We start from the raw sequence: 19,161 nt of genomic DNA on the forward strand, positions 1-19,161 counted from the left end.
ACCGCTGCCGACGACGAAGCGACGGCCGGTAGCCGGCCGTCGCTTCGGGTCATGCGGGGCAGAGTTATGCGGGGGAGCCCGCGCGGCTCGGGTACGTGCTAGAACCGCCGGGTCACCGTTGCCATGGGGCACTCGAAGTGGCGTCCTGCAGCAAGGCCTACATCGTTCAGGTAGCGGACGATGATGCCGTAGGACTGCAGCAGCGTGGTTTCCGTGTAGGGAACCTGGTGCTTCTTGCAGTACTCGCGGACAATCTTGGCTGCCTTATCCAGCTGGGGGCGTGCCATGTCCGGGAAGAGGTGGTGCTCAGCCTGGCGGTTCAGGCCGCCGAGCAGGATGTCCATAAACCGGCCACCGGAGATGTTCCGTGACGTCAGGACCTGGCGGCTGAAGAAGTCCACGCGGCTGTCCGCGGGCAGGACAGGCATGCCCTTGTGGTTCGGCGCGAAGGAAGCACCCATGTAGAAACCGAAGACGGCGAGCTGCACGCCGATGAACGCGAACGCCATCCCGAGCGGCAGGAACGTAAAAGCCAGCACGGGCAGGAGGCTAAGCCGGACCAGCAAAATGGGAAGCTCTACCCATCGGTGTGTCACCTTGGCCCGGCGGAAGACGAACTTCACGGAATCGATCTGCAGCCCCAGGCCAACAAGGAACAGCAGCGGGAAGAAGAACCAGCCCTGCTTGCGGGTCAGGAACGAAAACCTGCCCTGCCGCGTGGCGGCACCTTCGGTGTGGAAGGCGATGGCCCCCGTGGCAATGTCCGGATCCTTGGAAATGACGTTGGGGTGGTTGTGGTGGGCGCCGTGCTTCTGCTCCCACCAGGAATAGCTCATGCCGGCAACCGAGGTGGCCAGGATCCGGGCGGTCCAGTCGTTGGCCCGGCGCGACGCGAAGATCTGGCGGTGCCCGGCCTCGTGGGCCAGGAAACTCAGCTGTGTGCAGAGGACCCCGACGGCCGCGGCGATGAGGAGCTGGAACCAGCTGTCGCCGATCAGGGCAAACCCGAACCAGGTGGCGGCCATGAGGAGTACCAGGCTGGCAAAGAGCGTGATGTAAAATCCGACGCGGCGTTCCAGCAGGCCTTCAGCCTTGACGCTCTTCAACAGCTCCGAATAGCTCAGGACAACGGCGTTGGGCTGCCGGACACGCGATTTTGGGCGCTCTGACGTGGGAAGGGTGGTGGTCATGGAGCGGGGCCTCGTAACTGTTTCGGGTAACGCTGCAGCCGACATTCGGACTGCACGGTCATGATCACCCTCACTCCATCTTACGCCTGCCTGTCCAGCGGCGCCCTGGGAATCGTTGCCAACGTCGATGCATAAATATCGGGCACACTGAATACTTTTGCTGTAAGATTCACGGCATGACTATTTCTGTTGCCGTCTCCGGAGCCAGCGGCTACGCCGGGGGAGAAGTCCTGCGGCTCCTGGCGGGACATCCGGACGTGACCATCGGTGCCATCACCGCGCACAGCAACGCAGGCTCCCGCCTTGGCGAGCTGCAGCCGCACCTGCACGGGCTGGCCAGCCGCATCCTGGAAGACACCACCGTGGAGAACCTCTCCGGGCACGATGTGGTGTTCCTGGCACTTCCGCACGGTGCTTCCGCCGAGATCGCCGCACAGCTCCCCGAAGGCACAGTTGTGATCGACGCCGGCGCAGACCACCGCCTCGAAGATCCAACCGCGTGGGAAAAATTCTACGGCTCGGCCCACGCCGGAACGTGGCCCTACGGTCTGCCGGAGCTCCCCGGCCAGCGCGAGGCCCTCAAGGGCGCCACGCGGATCGCCGTCCCGGGCTGCTACCCGACCTCGGCCCTCCTGGCCCTGGCGCCCGGGTTCGCCGCCAAGCTGCTCCAGCCCGACGACGTCGTGATCGTTTCCGCCTCCGGCACCTCGGGTGCGGGCAAGGCCGCGAAGGTGAACCTCATCGGTTCTGAGGTGATGGGCTCCATGAGCCCCTACGGCGTGGGAGGCGGCCACCGCCACACCCCCGAGATTGAACAGGGCCTCTCCAATGCTGCCGGCGAGAGTGTCACGGTGTCCTTCACCCCGACGCTCGCGCCGATGAGCCGCGGCATCCTCACCACTGCCACCGCGAAGGTCAAGCCCGGCACCACGGCGGCGGACCTCCGCCAGGCGTGGGCTGATGCCTACGACGACGAACCGTTTGTCCACCTGCTGCCGGAAGGGCAGTGGCCCGCCACCAAGTCCGTCCAGGGCTCCAACCACGCGGCCATGCAGTTGGCCCTGGATGAACACGCCGGCCGCGTGATTGTGACGTGCGTCATTGATAACCTCACCAAGGGGACTGCCGGCGGCGCCGTGCAGTCCATGAATATTGCGCTTGGCCTGCCGGAAACCGCCGGCCTCAACCTGCAGGGAGTTGCACCGTGACCGTTACCGCCCCCCTGGGATTCCGCGCTGCAGGCGTCACCGCCGGGCTGAAGACCTCCGGCAAGCCGGACTTCGCCCTGGTGGTCAACGACGGCCCGTCCAAGGCTGCGGCCGCCGTCTTCACCAGCAACCGGGTGGCCGCGGCCCCCGTCCACTGGTCCCGCCAGGTGGTCTCGGACGGCCGCGTGGACGCAGTGGTCCTCAACTCCGGCGGCGCCAATGCCTGTACTGGTCCCCAAGGGTTCCAGAACACCCACAGCACGGCCGAAAAAGTGGCCGCGGTCCTCGGCATCTCGGCGACGGACGTGTTTGTCTGTTCCACCGGCCTGATCGGCGAGCAGCTGCCCATGGACAAGATCCTCCCGGGCGTCGAGGCTGCCTCGGCAGCGCTCAGCACGGACGGCGGTCCGGATGCGGCCACCGCCATCATGACCACAGACTCGGTGCCCAAGTCCGCACTGTTCATCGGCACGGACGCCGACGGCCAGGAGTTCACCATCGGCGGCATCGCCAAGGGCGCCGGCATGCTGGCACCCGGCCTGGCCACCATGCTGGTGGTCCTCACCACCGACGCCGACGTCGAAGCGGAAATGCTCGACGTCGTCCTCCGCGACGCCACGCGCGTCACCTTCGACCGGGCTGATTCGGACGGCTGCATGTCCACCAATGACACCGTGGTGCTGCTGGCTTCCGGGGCGTCCGGTGCCGTCCCGTCCGCCGAAGCCTTTGGTGCCGGGCTGACCCAGGTGTGCGCCGAACTGGCGCGCAAGCTGATCGGGGACGCCGAAGGCGCCAGCCACGACATCGCCATCCGTACGTTCAACGCGGCCAGCGAGCGGGACGCCGAAACGGTCAGCCGCTCCGTGGCCCGGTCCAACCTGTTCAAGGCAGCCATCTTCGGCAAGGACCCGAACTGGGGCCGCGTGCTGTCCGCCGTGGGCACTACTGACGCCGTGTTCGAACCGGACCAGCTGAACGTGGCCATCAATGGCATCCAGATCTGCCGCAACGGCAGCATCGGCGACGACCGCAATCTGGTGGACCTCGAATCCCGCGAAGTCCTGGTGGAAATTGATCTGCAGTCCGGTGACGCCGAAGCCACCATCTGGACCAACGACCTCACCCACGACTACGTCCACGAGAACAGCGCCTACTCAAGCTGATCCTCACGCCAGATCCCACCAGCAACCCTGGAGATACTGCACGCATGAACACCCAGACCCGTGAAACGACGTCCATGAGTGATGCCCAAAGCAAGGCCGGTACCCTGATCGAGGCGCTGCCCTGGATCCAGCGGTTCGCCGGCACCACCATGGTGATCAAATACGGCGGCAACGCCATGGTCAACGAGGAATTGCGCCGCGCCTTCGCCGAAGACGTAGTGTTCCTGCACCATGTGGGCATCCACCCCGTAGTGGTCCACGGCGGCGGTCCGCAGATCAACTCCATGCTGGCGCGGCTGGGTATCGAGTCCGAGTTTAAGGGCGGCCTCCGCGTCACCACCCCCGAAGCCATGGACGTGGTGCGGATGGTCCTCACCGGCCAGGTGGGCCGCGAACTGGTGGGCCTGATCAACTCCCATGGCCCGTATGCAGTGGGAATGTCCGGTGAAGACGGCGGCCTGCTCCGCGCCGTCCGGACCGGCACTGTCATTGACGGCGAGGAAGTGGACCTGGGCCTGGTCGGCGAAGTTGTCGGCGTCAACCCGGAGGGCATCCTGGACATCCTGGCCGCCGGCCGTATACCCGTCATCTCCACCGTGGCACCGGAAATCGAGTCCGACGGCCTCGAGACGGCAGCCGGAGAGGTCCAGACCACCGGGCAGGTCCTCAATGTCAACGCGGACACCGCCGCGGCCGCCCTCGCCGAAGCCCTGGGGGCCTCCAAGCTGGTGATCCTCACCGACGTCGAAGGACTGTACGCCAACTGGCCGGACCGGTCCTCCCTCATCTCCTCCCTGACGGCCTCGGAGCTTCGCGAGCTTTTGCCCTCGTTGGAATCAGGCATGATCCCCAAGATGGAAGCGTGCCTCAAGGCCATTGACGGCGGAGTGGAACGCGCGCACATCGTGGACGGCCGCCTGCCGCACTCGATGCTCCTGGAAACATTCACGACGGCGGGCATCGGCACGCAGGTCGTCCCCGATACAGAGGAAGATTCATGAGTAACGTCGAAGATCTCGACAAGCTCGATCACCGGAGCCCGGTGGTTGAGCTTGTCGAAACCAAGGCCCACACCAGCGGGGCTGAGTGGCTTACGCGCTACTCCACGTCCCTGATGGGCGTCTTTGGCACGCCGCAGCGTGTCCTGGTCCGTGGTGCCGGCTGCCTGGTCTGGGACGCCGACGGCAAGGAATACCTGGACCTGCTCGGCGGTATTGCCGTCAACGCCCTGGGCCACGCCCATCCGTTTGTCACGTCCGTGATTTCGAGCCAGCTGGCCACCCTGGGCCATGTCTCCAATTTCTTCACCAGCCCCACGCAGATCGCACTGGCCGAAAAGTTACTGGCACTGACGCACGCCCCGGCGGGCTCCAAGGTGTTCTTCACAAACTCCGGCACCGAAGCCAACGAAGCCGCCTTCAAACTGGCCCGCCGTAACGGAGCCAGCCCGGACGGCACCTCGGGGAAGCGCACCAAGATCATCGCCCTCGAAGGCGCCTTCCACGGGCGCACCATGGGTGCCCTGGCCCTGACCGCGAAGGAAGCCTACCGCGTACCGTTTGAGCCGTTGCCCGGCGGCGTGGTCCACATCCCGTTCGGGGACGTCGCAGCCCTGGAAGCAGCCATCGACGAAACCGTGGCCGCCGTTTTCCTGGAGCCCATCCAGGGCGAAGCCGGGGTGCGGCCACTGCCTCCTGGCTACCTGAAGGCAGCCCGCGAAGCGACCACAAAGGCCGGCGCCCTGCTGATCCTGGACGAGGTCCAGACCGGTATCGGCCGGACCGGCAAATGGCTCGCGACGGAGGACGCCGGGATTGTTCCGGACGCCATCACCCTGGCCAAGGGCCTCGGCGGCGGCTTCCCCATCGGTGCGCTTCTCACGTTCGGTGAGCGGACGTCGTCGCTGCTGTCCGCGGGCCAGCACGGCACCACCTTCGGCGGCAACCCGGTGGCGACGGCGGCTGCGCTGGCCACGCTGCACGCGATCGAAAGCCAGCGGGTCCTGGAAAACGTTGCACTTGTGGGGGACTACCTCCGCACCGGGCTCGCCGCCGTCGGCGGCGTCACCGAAGTCCGCGGCGAAGGCCTGCTGATCGGCTTCGACCTGGACGCCGACGTGGCTCCCGCCGTCGTGACCGCAGGGCTGGACGCAGGTTTCATCGTCAACAGCCCCGGCCCGCACACCATCCGGCTCGCCCCGCCGCTGATCCTCACCAAGGACCAGGCCGGCACCTTCCTCGCCGCCCTCCCGGCACTCCTCCAGACAGCTAAGGACGCGCAGTGACCCCTGTAGTTTCTTCCGCCGGCACAGCCAGCACCACACGCCACTTCCTGAAGGACACGGACCTGAGCCCCACCGAGCAGGCCGAGGTCCTGGACCTGGCCGTCCGCATGAAGGCAGCGCCGTACAGCGTGCAGCCCTTTGCCGGGGAGGGCAATGGCCGCAAGACGGTGGCCGTCATCTTCGACAAGACCTCCACCCGTACGCGGGTTTCCTTTGCCACGGGCATCGCGGACATGGGCGGCAACGCGCTGATCATCAACCCGGGGGAGGCGCAGATCGGCCACAAGGAGTCCGTCGAGGACACCGCCAAGGTCCTGGAGCGTATGGTATCCACCATTGTGTGGCGCACCGGCGCGCATTCGGGCCTGGTGGCCATGGCGGCGAACTCCAGGGTGCCGGTCATCAACGCCTTGTGCGACGACTACCACCCGTGCCAGCTCCTGGCGGACCTGCTCGCCGTCAAGGAACACAAGGGCGAGCTCAAGGGCCTCACCATGAGCTACCTGGGCGACGCCGCCAACAACATGGCCAACTCCTACCTGCTGGCCGGCGTTACCGCCGGGATGCACGTCCGCATCGCCGGCCCGGAAGGCTACCTCCCGGCAGCGGAGATCGTGGCCGCGGCGGAGGAGCGCGCCGCCCAGACCGGCGGTTCCGTGCTGGTCACCACCGACGCCGCCGTTGCCCTCGAGGGCGCCGACGTTGTGGCCACGGACACCTGGGTCTCCATGGGCCAGGAAGCCGAAAAGGAGGCCCGGCTGCAGCTGTTCCGGGAGTACTCCGTCGATGAGGCGGCCATGGCACACGCGGCGGAGGACGCCGTCGTGCTTCACTGCCTCCCCGCCTACCGCGGCTACGAGATTTCGGCGGGCGTCATCGACGGCCCGCAGTCGATCGTCTGGGATGAAGCGGAGAACCGGCTGCACGCGCAGAAGGCACTGATGGCCTGGCTGATGCACCGCTCCGGACTCGCCGTCGTCGAAGGACTGGCCCCGGTGGACGGGCTGGCGCCGGAGGTTGGCAACTAGTGTCCGTCCCGCCGGCATCGCCGGGCTCCAGCCCGGCCACCAAAACGGCCCGCCAGGCGCGCATCACCGCGATCCTGACGGGTGAATCGGTGCGCTCCCAGGCGGAGCTCGCCGCTTTGCTGGCGGACGACGGCGTCCAGGTCACCCAGGCCACGCTGTCCCGGGACCTCGTGGAACTCGGCGCCGTCCGGGTCCGCGGCAAGGAAGGCGTGCTGGTTTACGCCGTCCCCGGCGAGGGCGGCGAACGTGCGGCCAAGAGCGGGGTCAGCCAGGAGATCCTGGATGCCCGGCTTGCCCGGCTGTGCAGTGAACTCCTGGTCACGGCGGAAGCCTCAGCCAACATCGCGGTGCTCCGGACCCCGCCCGGTGCGGCCAACTTCCTGGCCCTGGCCATCGACCACTCGGTGATGCCCTCCGTCCTGGGGACCATTGCCGGTGACGACACCGTGCTGCTGGTTTCGCGGGATCCGCAGGGCGGGCAGGACCTCGCGGTCCGGTTCCTGCAGCTCGCCGAGGAAGCCGGCGGCGGCCAGTAGGCCCACACCGCCCGAACACCCTCCCGGTGTGACAGGCTTTCCCCAGAACGTTTTTCCCTGAAGAATTTCCACGATCAACATCTACAACCCCAATTAGGAGCATTTTCGTGACTGAGCGCATTGTTCTGGCCTACTCCGGTGGCCTCGATACTTCCGTTGCCATCGGCTGGATCGGTGAAGCCACCGGTGCCGAGGTCATCGCCGTAGCGGTCGACGTCGGACAGGGCGGCGAGTCGCTGGAGACCATCCGCCAGCGCGCCCTCGGCTGCGGCGCCGTCGAAGCCTACGTGGCCGACGCGTCGGACGAGTTCGCCAACGAATACTGCATGCCCACGCTGAAGGCCAACGCCCTCTACCAGGGCCACTACCCGCTGGTTTCGGCCATCTCCCGGCCGGTCATCGTCAAGCACCTGGTCAAGGCCGCCCGTGAATTCGGCGCCACCACCGTGGCCCACGGCTGCACCGGCAAGGGCAACGACCAGGTCCGCTTTGAGGTGGGCATCCAGACCCTCGGCCCGGACCTGAAGTGCATCGCACCGGTCCGCGACCTCGCCCTCACCCGCGACAAGGCCATCGCCTTCGCCGAGGAAAAGGGACTGCCGATCGAGACCACCAAGAAGAACCCGTACTCGATCGACCAGAACGTCTGGGGACGCGCCGTCGAAACCGGCTACCTCGAGGACATCTGGAACGCGCCCACCAAGGACATCTACGACTACACCGCGACGCCGGAGTTCCCGCCAGCCCCGGATGAGGTCACCATTTCCTTCGAAGCCGGCGTGCCGGTAGCGATCGACGGCGTCCGGGTCACCCCGCTGCAGGCCATCAAGGAACTGAACCGCCGTGCCGGCGTGCAGGGTGTGGGCCGGATCGACGTCGTCGAGGACCGCCTCGTGGGCATCAAGTCCCGCGAAATCTACGAAGCCCCCGGTGCCATGGCGCTGATCACCGCGCACAAGCACCTTGAGGACATCACCGTCGAGCGCGAGCAGGCCCGCTTCAAGGCCACTGTTGGCCAGCGCTGGGCCGAACTGGTCTACGACGGCCAGTGGTTCTCACCGCTCAAGCGTTCCCTGGACGCGTTCATCGAAGACACCCAGAAGTACGTCACCGGTGACATCCGCATGGTGCTGCACGGTGGACAGGCGATCGTCAATGGCCGCCGCTCCGAGACCTCGCTCTACGACTTTGACCTCGCCACCTACGACACCGGCGACACGTTCGACCAGTCCATGGCGCGCGGCTTCATCGAGCTGTGGGGCATGTCCGCCAAGGTTGCCTCAGGCCGCGATATCCGCGTCGCAGGAAAGTAAACCGTTGGCTGAGCAGACCCCGGTTTCGACAGGCTCAACCACCGGCTCGACGAACACCGGCGCCCTGTGGGGCGGCCGGTTCGCCGGCGGCCCCGCGGACGCCCTCGCAGCCCTGAGCAAGTCCACGCACTTTGACTGGCGGCTGGCCCGCTACGACATCGCCGGCTCCAAAGCGCACGCCCGCGTGCTGCACAAGGCCGGGCTGCTGGACGACGCCGAGCTCGACGGCATGCTGGACGCCCTGGGCCGGCTGGATGACGATGTCGCCTCAGGCGCGTACCTCCCGGCGGAATCCGATGAGGACGTGCACGGGTCACTGGAACGCGGCCTGATCGAGCGCGCCGGCACCCAGCTGGGCGGCAAGCTCCGCGCCGGCCGGTCCCGCAACGACCAGGTGGCCACGCTGGGCCGCATGTTCCTGCGTGACCACGCCCGGATCATCGCGCGCGGCGTGCTGGCAACCATCGAGGCGCTGGTGGAACAGGCGAAGGCCCACCGGGGTGTGGCCATGCCCGGCCGTACGCACCTGCAGCATGCCCAGCCCATCCTGCTCAGCCACCACCTGCTGGCTCACGCCTGGGCGCTGTTGCGCGATGTGCAGCGGCTCCAGGACTGGGACAAGCGCGCCGGGGTCTCGCCTTACGGCTCCGGTGCCCTCGCCGGCTCCTCGTTGGGATTGGACCCGGAAGCAGTGGCGGCGGACCTCGGCTTCTTCTCCGCGACCCATAACTCGATCGACGGCACCGCTTCCCGCGACGTTTTCGCCGAGTTTGCCTGGGTGACGGCCATGATCGGCGTGGACCTGTCCCGCGTTTCGGAGGAAGTCATCCTGTGGGCCACGAAGGAGTTCTCCTTTGTGACCCTGCACGATTCATACTCCACCGGTTCCTCGATCATGCCGCAGAAGAAGAACCCCGACGTCGCCGAGCTGGCCCGCGGCAAGGCAGGGCGCCTGATCGGCAACCTCACCGGGCTGCTGGCCACGCTCAAAGGCCTGCCGCTCGCGTACAACCGCGACCTGCAGGAGGACAAGGAACCGGTCTTCGATGCCGCCGACACCCTGGAGCTGCTGCTTCCGGCTGTCTCGGGCATGATCGCGACGCTGAAGTTCAACACGGAACGGATGGAGTCGCTGGCACCGCAGGGCTTCGCGCTGGCCACGGACATCGCCGAGTGGCTGGTCCGCCAGGGCGTTCCGTTCCGCGAGGCGCACGAGCTCTCCGGAGCAGCGGTCAAGCAGGCCGAAAGCCGCGACGTGGAGCTGTGGGACCTGACGGATGAGGAATACGCCGCCATCTCGGAGCACCTGACACCGGAGGTCCGCACGGTCCTGTCCACCGAAGGGTCGCTCAACAGCCGCAACTCACAGGGCGGCACCGCACCCGCCGCCGTCGAACGCCAGCTGCTCGCGCTGGAAGGCGAGCTCGCCGGCGTGCGCGGGTACGCGTCCTGACAGTCAGACGCTCTCTCACTTAATGCGGGTTTTCCGGCAACGCTCTCTCACTTTCTTGAGGAAAGTGAGAGAGCGTTGCCGTTTTCGTTGCATTAAGTGAGAGAGCGTTGTGCGTTGATCGCCGAGGACTCCCCGCTACCATTGCGCCATGAGCGACACCTTCCGCAGCCACCTCCGGGCACTGCCAGATTTCCCCGAAAACCTGCCGGACTTCGACCCCGCCATTGCCCCCGCAGATCCGGTGGCCCTGTTCAAGCTGTGGCTGGACGAGGCCCTCACTGCCGGCGTGCTCCAGCCGCATGCCTGTAGCCTGGCCACGGCGGACGGAAACGGCCAGCCCTCTGCGAGGTTGCTGATCCTGAAGAACATCGACGACGACGGCTGGCACTTCGCCACGTCCCGCACGTCCCGGAAGGGCAGGGAGCTGTCCGCCAACCCGAGCGCGGCCCTGAACTTTTACTGGCCGCAGCAGGGCCGGCAAGTCCGGGTCGCCGGCCCTGTGGTTGAGCTGTCCGCCGAAGCGTCGGCGGACGACTGGCAGGCGCGCCCGGCAGCCGATGGCGGCGACAATCCGGACTGGCAGCTCTACGCGGTCAGGCCGACGGAACTGGAGTTCTGGCAGGCCCGCCACGACCGCCGGCACATTCGGCACCGCTACGGACCGGACGGTATCCCGCTCAGCTAGGATGGGCGCCATGACAGCTCCCGCACCTGCTGACCTTCTCGCCGAACTGCATAAGGCCGCCGACGCCGTGGCCTCGACCGCCGCGAAGTTCACCGATGAGGATGTCAAGGCACCGTCGGGACTGCCCGGCTGGACCCGCGGGCACGTCCTGGCGCATCTCGCCGGTATCTCCAACGCCATGGCGCGGCAGCTGGAATTTGCCGCCCGCGGCGCCACTGTTGAGCTGTACGACGGAGGCCAGGACGGACGCACGAAGGCCATCGAGATGGCCGCCGGCCACAACGCGGATGCGCACCGGGCTGACCTGCAGGCTGGCCTGGACGGGGCACTGAAGGCATTTGATTCGCTGGATGGAGACGCCGACTGGCAGGCATCCATTGCCTACCGCGGCGGCGTGGTCTTCGACGGCGGCCTCGCGCTGTGGCGTGAACTCGTGATCCACACCGCGGACCTCGGCGCCGGACTCGGCCCCGAGACGTGGAGCCGGAAATTCTGCGAGCACCTCTTTGACTTCCTGGCGGCCCGTGTCCCGCCGGGGGAAAAACTGGTGTTGCAGCCACTCGGGCTCCCGCCCGTGACACTTGGACTCGGCCGTTCCACCGTTATCAGCGGGATGATCACTGACATTGCCGCCTGGCTGGCCGGCCGTGAACCATCGCTCGGCAGCCTGCGGGCAACAGCCGCCGCGGACGGCGTGGACCTCCCGGAACTGCTGCCCTGGCCAGCCGGGACGCCGGCTGCCGGAGCCACGCCATCCGGGACACCCGCAGCGCGGTAGCCCTATCCGGCTTCGCGGGCCAGCAGGCTCTCCTTGATGGCCAGGCCCCAGCGGAATCCGCCCAGGGAACCATCGGTGCGGATGACGCGGTGGCACGGCACAAACAAGGCAGCCGCGTTGAACGCACACGCGCTGGCCGCGGCCCGGACCGCCTTCGGATTTCCGGAAAGCCCGGCATACTCGGTGTACGTCACCGGTGACCCGGGACGAACGGTCCTCAGAACATCCCAGGCGTGCGACCGGAACGGCCCAGACTTCTGGCGCACGGGGACGGTCATGGCAGGCGCGGGATCGCCGGCATAGAAGGCCTCCACGGCCCGGGAGATGCTGCCCAGGTCCGTGACCGCTTCGACGTCGCCCGGCCGCAGCTCGGGGTGGATCTGGCCGGTCAGCTCACCCGGCTCGGCGGTCCAGCCTGAGGCGAGGACCACGCCGTCCTGGGCAAGGATGGTGAACGGTCCGTCCGGGGTGGACATCACTAACAGCTGGGCTTTCATAGCATCGCTTTCTCTGGAACGGCCTGTATAGGTTTGGAGGATTTGGACTCCGCGGCGGCGCGCCACAGGTGCATGGTGGCGTAGGACCGCCACGGGCTGACCTCGCGGAAATCGGGGCTTGGCATCACGCCAGGTGCCTCAACGCCGCCGCCGTCTTGGTTCGTGAGGGCCGGGGCGAGCGCCCGGATGCCGTTTCGCACCGCGGCGTCGTTGGCCAGAAACACGTCGGGCGCGCCGAGGACACGCATTGCCACGTAGCCCACGGTCCACGGGCCCACGCCGGGAAGGGGAAGCAGCTTGGCGCCGAGCCCGGGCAGATCGTCCCCGTAGCCAAAATCCAGTTGGCCTCCAGCCAGGGCCGACGCGGCGGAACGGATGGCGTCAATCCGGCGTTGCGGACCGCGCAGCAGCGAGTAGCCGGCCTCGGCGATTTCGGCCGCGGTGGGAAACAGCCGGTCAAGGCCCTCGCCGGGGACCGCGCTGGGACTGCCGGCAGCGGCCAGCTGCGTCAGTGCGGTCCGGGCCGCAGCCACTGTGATTTGCTGCCCGATCATCGCCCGGATGAGCAGCTCCTGCGGATCCAACGCGCCGGGCATTCTGATGCCCGGCGCACTGGCAACCGAGGCGGCCAGGCGGGGCTCCTGGGACAGGGCACTGTCGATGGCTACCGGATCGGCGTCGAGGTCGAAGAGCCGGCGTACCCTGCTCAGCAGTGCGGGCAGGTCCCGAAGGTCCACCGCGCCGATGGTGAGGGTCAGCGGCCGTCCGGGAGCGCCGCCGTCGTAAGTCACGCTGAAGCGGGCATCGCCATGCGGAAGCTGCAAAGTACGGGCGTACGACGTCGGCGTCCCCGCCTCGATCCCGGGGATCGCCCTGACGGCGAGGAAGGAAAAGATGCCGGGATCGAACGGTTCGCGGTACGGCAGGCTCAACGTCAGCGACGTCGCGGCGGCAGGGGAGCGGTGGTGCCTGGCGGTCGCGCGCAGGGCAGTGGGCGTCATGGCGAACACCTCCACCATGGTGTCGTTGAACTGGCGGACGCTGCTGAAGCCGGACGCGAATGCGATGTCCGCCAGCTTCATCGCTGTGGACACCAACAGGGTGCGGGCGGTCTGGGCGCGGCTGGCCCGGGCCAGGGACAGCGGGCCGGCGCCGAGTTCGTGGCTGAGGATCCGGTTGAGCTGGCGGGAGGAGTATCCCAGCCGGGCGGCGAGGCCCTCCACCCCGTGCCGGTTGATCACGCCGTCGTTGATCAGGCGCATCGCGCGGCCCGCAAGGTCCTGCCGGATGTTCCACGCAGGCGTGCCTGGCACTGCTTCGGGGAGGCAGCGCTTGCACGCCCGGTAGCCGGCGTCGTGCGCTGCGGCAGAGGTTTCGTAGAAGGTGACGTTTACGGCTTTCGGGGTTCTGGCGGGGCAGGACGGGCGGCAGTAGATGCCGGTGGTCCGGACAGCAGTGTAGAACTGTCCGTCGAACCGGGTGTCCCGCGCGTCAATCGCGCGGTAGCGCTGCCAGAAGTCCATGCCCTCCATCCTGCCAGCCAGCGACCGCGACTGCTAGCGGAAATCGGACACGGCCGTGGCGTTCGATAGAGTCGGACCATGACCGCCAGCCTGAGTCCCACCAGCCCGGATCAGCTCCGCGAACTGCTGTCCGGCGATGCCCGGGGGGTCGCTCCGCGGCTGCTGGGATCCGTACTGACCCACCACAGCCACGAGGGAACTGTGGCTGTGCGGATCACCGAGGTGGAGGCGTACATGGGTCCCGGCGACTCGTCGCATCCGGATCCCGGCTCCCACACTTTCCGTGGCCCCACGGCGCGAAACGCGCCCATGTTCGGCCCGGCCGGCCACCTCTACGTCTACTTCACGTATGGCATGCACTACTGCGCCAACATCGTCTGCGGCCCGGCGGGCACCGCATCTGCCGTCCTTCTGCGGGCGGGCGAGGTGGTGGAGGGGCAGCACCTCGCGCTGGTGCGGCGTCCGACGTCGAAATCGGCCCTCGACCTGGCGAGCGGCCCCGCCCGGCTGGCCACCACGCTGGCCCTCACGACAGCCGACAGCGGCCGGGATGCGCTGGCTGACCCCTTCGAACTGCGACTGCCTTCAGTACCCGCTCACGTGTTCAGTTCCGGGCCGAGGGTGGGCGTCTCCGGCGACGGCGGCTCCGCGACGTATCCCTGGCGCTTCTGGCTGCCAGGGGATCCCACAGTGTCCCGCTACAAGGCGGCAAAGGTGCGCCGGGCATAATCCGTCCCGCCGGGGTGGTCTCCTGCCAGGGCGAACGGCGCCAACCGGCGCTGGAGGCGCTGCTGCACCACAGGCCATTCCTGCCCCAGGACCGAGAACACTGCCGAATCCGCACGTGTGCCGTCAGGCGCCAGGCGGTGGCTGCGCAGCACGCCCTCGAACGTTGCCCCCAGCCGTTCGATGGCTGCGGCGCTGCGCACATTACGTGCGTCGCAGCGAAACGCAACGCGCTGAACGTGAAGGCCTTCGAACGCAAAGGCGAGCAGGGTGTGCTTGCTGGCGGGATTTACGTGCGTGCCCCAGAACTGCCGTCCAAAGAAGGTGCCGCCAACTTCCACGCGCTGCTGGGCGGCATCGAACGCATTCAGCGCGGTTGTGCCCAGGAGGGCTCCGGTCCGCTGGTCCGTCACGGCGAAGGCCAGGCTGGCCGGGTCCTCAATCCTGGCCGCAAACAGCCCTGAAAGCTCGTGCGCCGTGGCCGGCAGGGGCGCGGCCATTCCTGCCCACATCGTGGCGTCCACGAAGTCAAACAGCCCTTCGGCATGGTGCGGTGCCAACGGAAGGAGGGAAAGCCCGTATCCGGTCAGGACGTTCTCGTGGTGCATTGCAGTATTGAATCACTCACGGGGCGGAACGGCTACGGAAGTGTGCGGCCTGAAAGTGAACATTGGGTGACTTCCGGGGCAGGGGACCGGCGGGCGCGTTAACCGAAATGGTTGTAGAATGGACGGTCTGTCTTTTGCGATAGGGGAACGTTTAAATGCTCGACGCCGATTTGGCCCACGAACGGAACTATGTTGCCGGCCTGTACGCGCGGCTGGAAGAGCTCCGCGCGGAAAAGCGCCAGCAGTTGGCACAGGTCCGCCGGGCCGGTGCCGTGGGTACCATGCAGAATGTCTCCGAACGCGACGCCTTCGCCGCGCTCTACGAGGACCGCCTCGCCCAGCTCGACGCCGTCGATGACCGCCTGGTCTTCGGCCGCCTCGACCTGGATTCCGGTGAGGCCCAGTACATTGGGCGCATCGGCCTGACCACCGATGACCTCCAGCGGCTCATGGTGGACTGGCGCGCGCCCGAAGCCGGCCACTTCTACCAGGCAACGGCGTTTGACCGGCAGGGCGTCCGCCGCCGGCGGCACCTGATTCTGCAGGGCCGGGAAGTCAAGGCCATCGAGGACGACGTCCTTGATGCGGACATGCTCGCGGACGACGCCTCGCTGCAGGGCGAAGGAGCATTGCTGGCGGCTCTGGATTCCAAGCGCACGGGCCGGATGTCCGACATCGTCGGCACCATCCAGTCCGAGCAGGACCGCATCATCCGGTCCTCCATTTCCGGTGCCCTCGTGGTGCAGGGTGGTCCGGGTACCGGTAAGACTGCGGTGGCACTGCACCGGGCCGCGTACCTGCTTTACACGCACCGGGAGCGGCTGAAGACTGCCGGCGTGCTGCTGGTGGGCCCGTCGTCGTCCTTTATGAAGTACATCGAACGTGTTCTTCCCTCGCTCGGTGAGACCGGCGTGGTGATGGCCAGCGTGGGTCGCCTGATGCCCGGGATCAAAGCTGTTGCCGAACCTGAGGCAGAGGTCGCGGCCATCAAGGGGCGGCTGGACATGGTGAAGGTTGTGGCCAATGCGGTCGCCAACCGGCAGCGGATCCCCGCCGAGGACCGTGTCCTGGACGTCGACGGCCGCAAGCTGGTGCTGACGCGGCGGCAGGTAAGCCGGGCGCGCGAACGTGCCCGGTCCACTGGCAAGCCGCACAACGAGGCGCGCCTGACGTTTATCAAAATTCTGCTCCGCGAACTGACCGAGCAGATGACCGATCTCGTGGAGGCCGGGAGCATCGGCAACAATGCCGACCGCTCGTATCTGGCAGAAGACGTCCGCACGGCCCGCGACGTCCGGATCGTCCTGAACCTGTGCTGGATGCCGATGACTCCGGAGAAGCTGATCAACGAGCTTCTGAGCAAGCCCGCAGTCCTGGCGGCCTGCACACCGAGCCTGTCCCTTAGGGAGCGGTCGCTGCTGCTGCGCCCTGCTGGTGCGCCCTGGACCGAGGCTGACGTCCCGCTGCTGGACGAGGCCGCGGAGCTCCTTGGTGAAATGGACCCGGCGGCGGGACGTGGCCTTGCACAGCAGGAGCACGACCGCGCCCGGGACCTTGCCAACGCCAAGCAGACACTGGTGAACATGGGGGACATGGGTGTCGATGTCCTCATCTCCGCGGAGGAACTCGCCGACCAGAACCAGGAGCGCGAAAACCGCCTGACGGCCGCCGAGCGCGCCACCAGCGACCGCACCTGGGCGTTCGGCCACATCGTGGTGGATGAGGCGCAGGAGCTTTCGCCCATGCAATGGCGCCTGCTGGTCCGTCGCTGCCCGCTGAAATCCTTCACCATCGTGGGCGACATCGCGCAGACCAGTTCAGTCGCCGGCGCCAACTCCTGGCAGGGGGCCCTGGCGCCCATGTTCGGTGACCGCTGGCAGCTGGAGGAGCTGACAGTCAACTACCGGACGCCCTCCCAGATCGCCGAGGCAGCCGCCCGCATGGCCAACGCGGCCGGACTGGTGGTTTCAGCGCCGAAGGCCGTCCGCGAGGGACGGTGGGCCCCCGTCATCGACAAGGTTGACCGCGGACAGGTGGTGAGCCGTTTGGTGGAGGTGCTCCCCGAGGAGCTGGCAGCGCTCGACGGCGGCCTCCTCGCCGTGATTGCCGACGGCGACCTTCTGCCGGCTGCAACGTCAGCCCTTCGTGCCGTGTACGGCCGACGCATCGGCAACGGCGCGGGCAGCTACGAACAGGACATCGTGGTCATCAGCCCGCGCGAGGCCAAGGGCCTGGAGTTCGACGGCGTTGTGGTGCTTGAGCCGTCCGTCATGCTCAACCGCGAGCATGGCCGGGTGGGCGATCTGTACGTCGCCATGACCCGGCCCACCCAGCGGCTCCGGCTGATCGCCGCGGAAGGTATTCCGGCAGGCATCGAAGGCTGAACCGGTCCGCTTTGCCCCTTGACGCCCGGCGCCGTTCATTTCGGCGCCGGGCGTCGCCGATCCTGCTAACTTAGAAGTCGTGTCAGAACTCAACGATCTCGAAACCCAGCAGAACGACCCCACCTTCGCCAATATCTGGCAGGAGCTGAAGTGGCGCGGCCTGGTCCACGTCTCCACCGATGAAGAGGAACTGGAAAAGCTCCTCGCCGGTGATCCGATCACCTATTACTGCGGATTCGACCCCACTGCGCCGAGCCTGCACCTGGGCAACCTGGTTCAACTCCTCGTGATGCGCCGGCTGCAGCTCGCCGGGCACAAGCCGCTGGGACTGGTGGGCGGATCAACAGGACTGATCGGCGATCCGCGGCCCACCGCAGAACGCACACTGAACACCAAGGACACCGTTAACGAATGGGTGGGCTACCTGCAGGCCCAGGTCCGCCGCTTCCTCAGCTTCGATGGCCCCAGCGCCGCCCGCATGGTCAACAACCTCGACTGGACCGCACCGTTGAGCGCCATTGACTTCCTGCGCGAGATCGGAAAGCACTACAGGGTCGGCACCATGCTTCGCAAGGATGCTGTTGCGTCCCGCCTCAGTTCGGACGAGGGCATCAGCTACACGGAGTTCAGCTACCAGATCCTGCAGGGCATGGACTACCTCCAGCTGTTCCGTGACTACGGCTGCATGCTGCAGACCGGCGGTTCGGACCAGTGGGGCAACCTCACCAGCGGCACTGAACTCATCCGCAAGGTTGAGGGCAAAAGTGTGCACGCCCTGGGTACGCCGCTGATCACCAACTCGGACGGCACGAAGTTCGGCAAGAGCGAAGGCAACGCCATCTGGCTCGACGCCGGCATGTGCAGCCCGTACGCCTTCTACCAGTTCTGGCTGAACACCGCCGACTCTGACGTGGTGGACCGGTTGAAGGTCTTTACTTTCCTGAGCCGCGCGGAAATCGAAACCCTGGCAGCTGCCGTGGCCGAGCGTCCGTTTGCACGGGAAGGCCAGCGGAAGCTGGCGTTCGAAGTGACTTCCCTGGTCCACGGTGTGGAGGCAACGGAGAAAGTCATCGCGGCGTCCGCTGCACTTTTTGGCAACGGTGACCTGTCCGCCCTGGACCGGCCCACGCTTGAAGCGGCCACATCGGAGCTTCCGTCCGCCCGCATCCAGGTGGATGGCCTCGGGATCATTGACCTGCTGGTGGCGTCCGGCCTGTCGGAGAGCAAGTCCGCGGCACGGCGAACTGTCGGCGAAGGCGGTGCCTATGTAAACAACGAGAAGGTGTCCGACCCGGAAGCTGTCATCTCCGAGTCGGAGCTGCTGCATGGTCAGTACCTGCTCCTACGCCGTGGCAAGAAGAACCTGGCGACTGTCGAAGTGCTGGTTCCTTAGCCTTCCCAAACCCCGATTCACGCTCCTCCGCAGCCGATTTGCACGGCCGCGGGGGAGCGTGTATTGTCTTCTGAGTCGCCACCGTTGAGTGGTGACAAACCCCCTTCACAAGAGAAGCAATTCATCGTGTGCAAAGCACGAAAATGATGAAAAGCTTCAATTTCTGATGGGCGGATTCGTTCCACAGAGTGAATATCGGGAAAATAACCGGGATTTGCAAAGTGAATAAGAATGAAATAAGCTATAAACATCGCAGCGAAGAAAAGCGAAACAAAAGAATTCATTGAATATGAATTGTTTCGGGAATTATTCGAATGTGTCTGTTGTTTGAGAACTCAATAGTGTGCCAAGTTTGTTGATACCAATTGTTTTATTGATTGGTTGTTTTGGCT

18 protein-coding genes are annotated in these 19,161 nt (G+C 66.5%); 13 read left to right on the top strand and 5 right to left on the bottom strand.

The window, feature by feature from the left end:
• Window positions 1-98: 98 nt before the first annotated feature.
• Window positions 99-1,190 carry an acyl-CoA desaturase gene (locus tag CXR02_RS18965; protein ID WP_104063390.1) on the bottom strand — a complete coding sequence of 364 codons (1,092 nt, stop codon included), beginning with the start codon at window positions 1,188-1,190 and terminating at the stop codon, window positions 99-101.
• Window positions 1,191-1,366: 176 nt separating this feature from the next.
• On the opposite strand from CXR02_RS18965, the gene argC reads away from it, so the two are divergent.
• From argC to CXR02_RS19015, 10 genes are all read left to right on the top strand, one after another.
• Entirely contained in the window at window positions 1,367-2,398 is a 1,032-nt protein-coding gene (gene argC, locus CXR02_RS18970) for an N-acetyl-gamma-glutamyl-phosphate reductase (protein ID WP_104063391.1), read from the top strand.
• Window positions 2,395-3,561: a bifunctional glutamate N-acetyltransferase/amino-acid acetyltransferase ArgJ gene (argJ, locus tag CXR02_RS18975; RefSeq protein ID WP_104063392.1), complete on the top strand. Its 1,167-nt coding sequence runs from the start codon at window positions 2,395-2,397 to the stop codon at window positions 3,559-3,561. Before argC ends, argJ begins: the two co-directional genes overlap by 4 nt.
• A 44-nt stretch (window positions 3,562-3,605) precedes the next feature.
• The gene (gene argB, locus CXR02_RS18980; protein WP_104063393.1) at window positions 3,606-4,562 is read left to right on the top strand and encodes an acetylglutamate kinase; all 957 of its coding nucleotides are present in this window, start codon (window positions 3,606-3,608) and stop codon (window positions 4,560-4,562) included.
• Window positions 4,559-5,845, top strand: a complete 1,287-nt coding sequence (locus CXR02_RS18985; RefSeq protein ID WP_104063394.1) for an acetylornithine transaminase — start codon at window positions 4,559-4,561, stop codon at window positions 5,843-5,845. The genes argB and CXR02_RS18985 overlap by 4 nt, the downstream gene beginning before the upstream one ends.
• Window positions 5,842-6,873, top strand: a complete 1,032-nt coding sequence (gene argF / locus CXR02_RS18990; RefSeq protein WP_104063395.1) for an ornithine carbamoyltransferase — start codon at window positions 5,842-5,844, stop codon at window positions 6,871-6,873. The genes CXR02_RS18985 and argF overlap by 4 nt, the downstream gene beginning before the upstream one ends.
• Window positions 6,873-7,409: an arginine repressor gene (locus tag CXR02_RS18995; RefSeq protein WP_104063396.1), complete on the top strand. Its 537-nt coding sequence runs from the start codon at window positions 6,873-6,875 to the stop codon at window positions 7,407-7,409. Before argF ends, CXR02_RS18995 begins: the two co-directional genes overlap by 1 nt.
• A gap of 107 nt (window positions 7,410-7,516) precedes the next feature.
• Window positions 7,517-8,722 (top strand): argininosuccinate synthase, encoded by a 1,206-nt coding sequence (locus tag CXR02_RS19000; protein ID WP_104063397.1) that lies wholly within the window; start codon window positions 7,517-7,519, stop codon window positions 8,720-8,722.
• Window positions 8,723-8,726: 4 nt separating this feature from the next.
• Complete coding sequence (gene argH / locus CXR02_RS19005) at window positions 8,727-10,175, top strand: argininosuccinate lyase (RefSeq protein WP_104063398.1); 1,449 nt, start codon at window positions 8,727-8,729, stop codon at window positions 10,173-10,175.
• A gap of 148 nt (window positions 10,176-10,323) precedes the next feature.
• On the top strand, window positions 10,324-10,860 hold the full coding sequence (locus CXR02_RS19010; RefSeq protein ID WP_104063399.1) for a pyridoxal 5'-phosphate synthase: 537 nt from the start codon (window positions 10,324-10,326) through the stop codon (window positions 10,858-10,860).
• 10 nt (window positions 10,861-10,870) lie between these two features.
• On the top strand, window positions 10,871-11,638 hold the full coding sequence (locus tag CXR02_RS19015) for a maleylpyruvate isomerase family mycothiol-dependent enzyme (protein ID WP_104063400.1): 768 nt from the start codon (window positions 10,871-10,873) through the stop codon (window positions 11,636-11,638).
• A 2-nt stretch (window positions 11,639-11,640) separates the two neighbouring features.
• Here the strand turns inward: CXR02_RS19015 and CXR02_RS19020 are convergent, their stop codons facing one another.
• The gene (locus tag CXR02_RS19020) at window positions 11,641-12,135 is read right to left on the bottom strand and encodes a methylated-DNA--[protein]-cysteine S-methyltransferase (RefSeq protein WP_104063401.1); all 495 of its coding nucleotides are present in this window, start codon (window positions 12,133-12,135) and stop codon (window positions 11,641-11,643) included.
• Window positions 12,132-13,658: a DNA-3-methyladenine glycosylase 2 family protein gene (locus tag CXR02_RS19025; protein WP_104063402.1), complete on the bottom strand. Its 1,527-nt coding sequence runs from the start codon at window positions 13,656-13,658 to the stop codon at window positions 12,132-12,134. The genes CXR02_RS19020 and CXR02_RS19025 overlap by 4 nt, the downstream gene beginning before the upstream one ends.
• Before the next feature lie 78 nt (window positions 13,659-13,736).
• Between CXR02_RS19025 and CXR02_RS19030 the strand changes: the two genes are divergently transcribed.
• Complete coding sequence (locus tag CXR02_RS19030) at window positions 13,737-14,387, top strand: DNA-3-methyladenine glycosylase (protein ID WP_104063403.1); 651 nt, start codon at window positions 13,737-13,739, stop codon at window positions 14,385-14,387.
• On the opposite strand, the gene CXR02_RS19035 is transcribed toward CXR02_RS19030, so the two are convergent.
• Window positions 14,357-14,992 (bottom strand): GNAT family N-acetyltransferase, encoded by a 636-nt coding sequence (locus CXR02_RS19035; RefSeq protein ID WP_104063404.1) that lies wholly within the window; start codon window positions 14,990-14,992, stop codon window positions 14,357-14,359. The two genes, CXR02_RS19030 and CXR02_RS19035, sit on opposite strands and share 31 nt — an antisense overlap.
• Before the next feature lie 155 nt (window positions 14,993-15,147).
• Between CXR02_RS19035 and CXR02_RS19040 the strand changes: the two genes are divergently transcribed.
• A complete protein-coding gene (locus CXR02_RS19040) occupies window positions 15,148-17,376 on the top strand; it encodes an AAA family ATPase (RefSeq protein WP_104063405.1) in 2,229 nt (742 codons plus the stop codon).
• A 79-nt stretch (window positions 17,377-17,455) separates the two neighbouring features.
• The gene (gene tyrS, locus CXR02_RS19045) at window positions 17,456-18,769 is read left to right on the top strand and encodes a tyrosine--tRNA ligase (protein WP_104063406.1); all 1,314 of its coding nucleotides are present in this window, start codon (window positions 17,456-17,458) and stop codon (window positions 18,767-18,769) included.
• Window positions 18,770-18,786: 17 nt separating this feature from the next.
• Here tyrS and CXR02_RS22190 read toward each other — a convergent pair whose 3' ends face one another.
• A complete protein-coding gene (locus CXR02_RS22190) occupies window positions 18,787-19,053 on the bottom strand; it encodes a hypothetical protein (RefSeq protein ID WP_141140063.1) in 267 nt (88 codons plus the stop codon).
• Window positions 19,054-19,161 lie beyond the last annotated feature (108 nt).

The sequence above is a fragment of the Arthrobacter sp. 4R501 genome (assembly GCF_002929755.1).
Taxonomy (GTDB): domain Bacteria; phylum Actinomycetota; class Actinomycetes; order Actinomycetales; family Micrococcaceae; genus Arthrobacter.

What these genes read in the sequence shown, in the direction of transcription:
- CXR02_RS19010 (WP_104063399.1), top strand. Translation starts at nt 10,324, where the DNA reads ATGAGCGACACCTTCCGCAGCCACCTCCGGGCACTGCCAGATTTCCCC.
- CXR02_RS18965 (WP_104063390.1), bottom strand. Translation starts at nt 1,190, where the DNA reads ATGACCACCACCCTTCCCACGTCAGAGCGCCCAAAATCGCGTGTCCGG.
- CXR02_RS18985 (WP_104063394.1), top strand. Translation starts at nt 4,559, where the DNA reads ATGAGTAACGTCGAAGATCTCGACAAGCTCGATCACCGGAGCCCGGTG.
- CXR02_RS19020 (WP_104063401.1), bottom strand. Translation starts at nt 12,135, where the DNA reads ATGAAAGCCCAGCTGTTAGTGATGTCCACCCCGGACGGACCGTTCACC.
- argB (WP_104063393.1), top strand. Translation starts at nt 3,606, where the DNA reads ATGAACACCCAGACCCGTGAAACGACGTCCATGAGTGATGCCCAAAGC.
- CXR02_RS19030 (WP_104063403.1), top strand. Translation starts at nt 13,737, where the DNA reads ATGACCGCCAGCCTGAGTCCCACCAGCCCGGATCAGCTCCGCGAACTG.
- argC (WP_104063391.1), top strand. Translation starts at nt 1,367, where the DNA reads ATGACTATTTCTGTTGCCGTCTCCGGAGCCAGCGGCTACGCCGGGGGA.
- CXR02_RS19040 (WP_104063405.1), top strand. Translation starts at nt 15,148, where the DNA reads ATGCTCGACGCCGATTTGGCCCACGAACGGAACTATGTTGCCGGCCTG.
- CXR02_RS19015 (WP_104063400.1), top strand. Translation starts at nt 10,871, where the DNA reads ATGACAGCTCCCGCACCTGCTGACCTTCTCGCCGAACTGCATAAGGCC.
- CXR02_RS22190 (WP_141140063.1), bottom strand. Translation starts at nt 19,053, where the DNA reads ATGAATTCTTTTGTTTCGCTTTTCTTCGCTGCGATGTTTATAGCTTAT.
- CXR02_RS19025 (WP_104063402.1), bottom strand. Translation starts at nt 13,658, where the DNA reads ATGGACTTCTGGCAGCGCTACCGCGCGATTGACGCGCGGGACACCCGG.
- CXR02_RS19035 (WP_104063404.1), bottom strand. Translation starts at nt 14,992, where the DNA reads ATGCACCACGAGAACGTCCTGACCGGATACGGGCTTTCCCTCCTTCCG.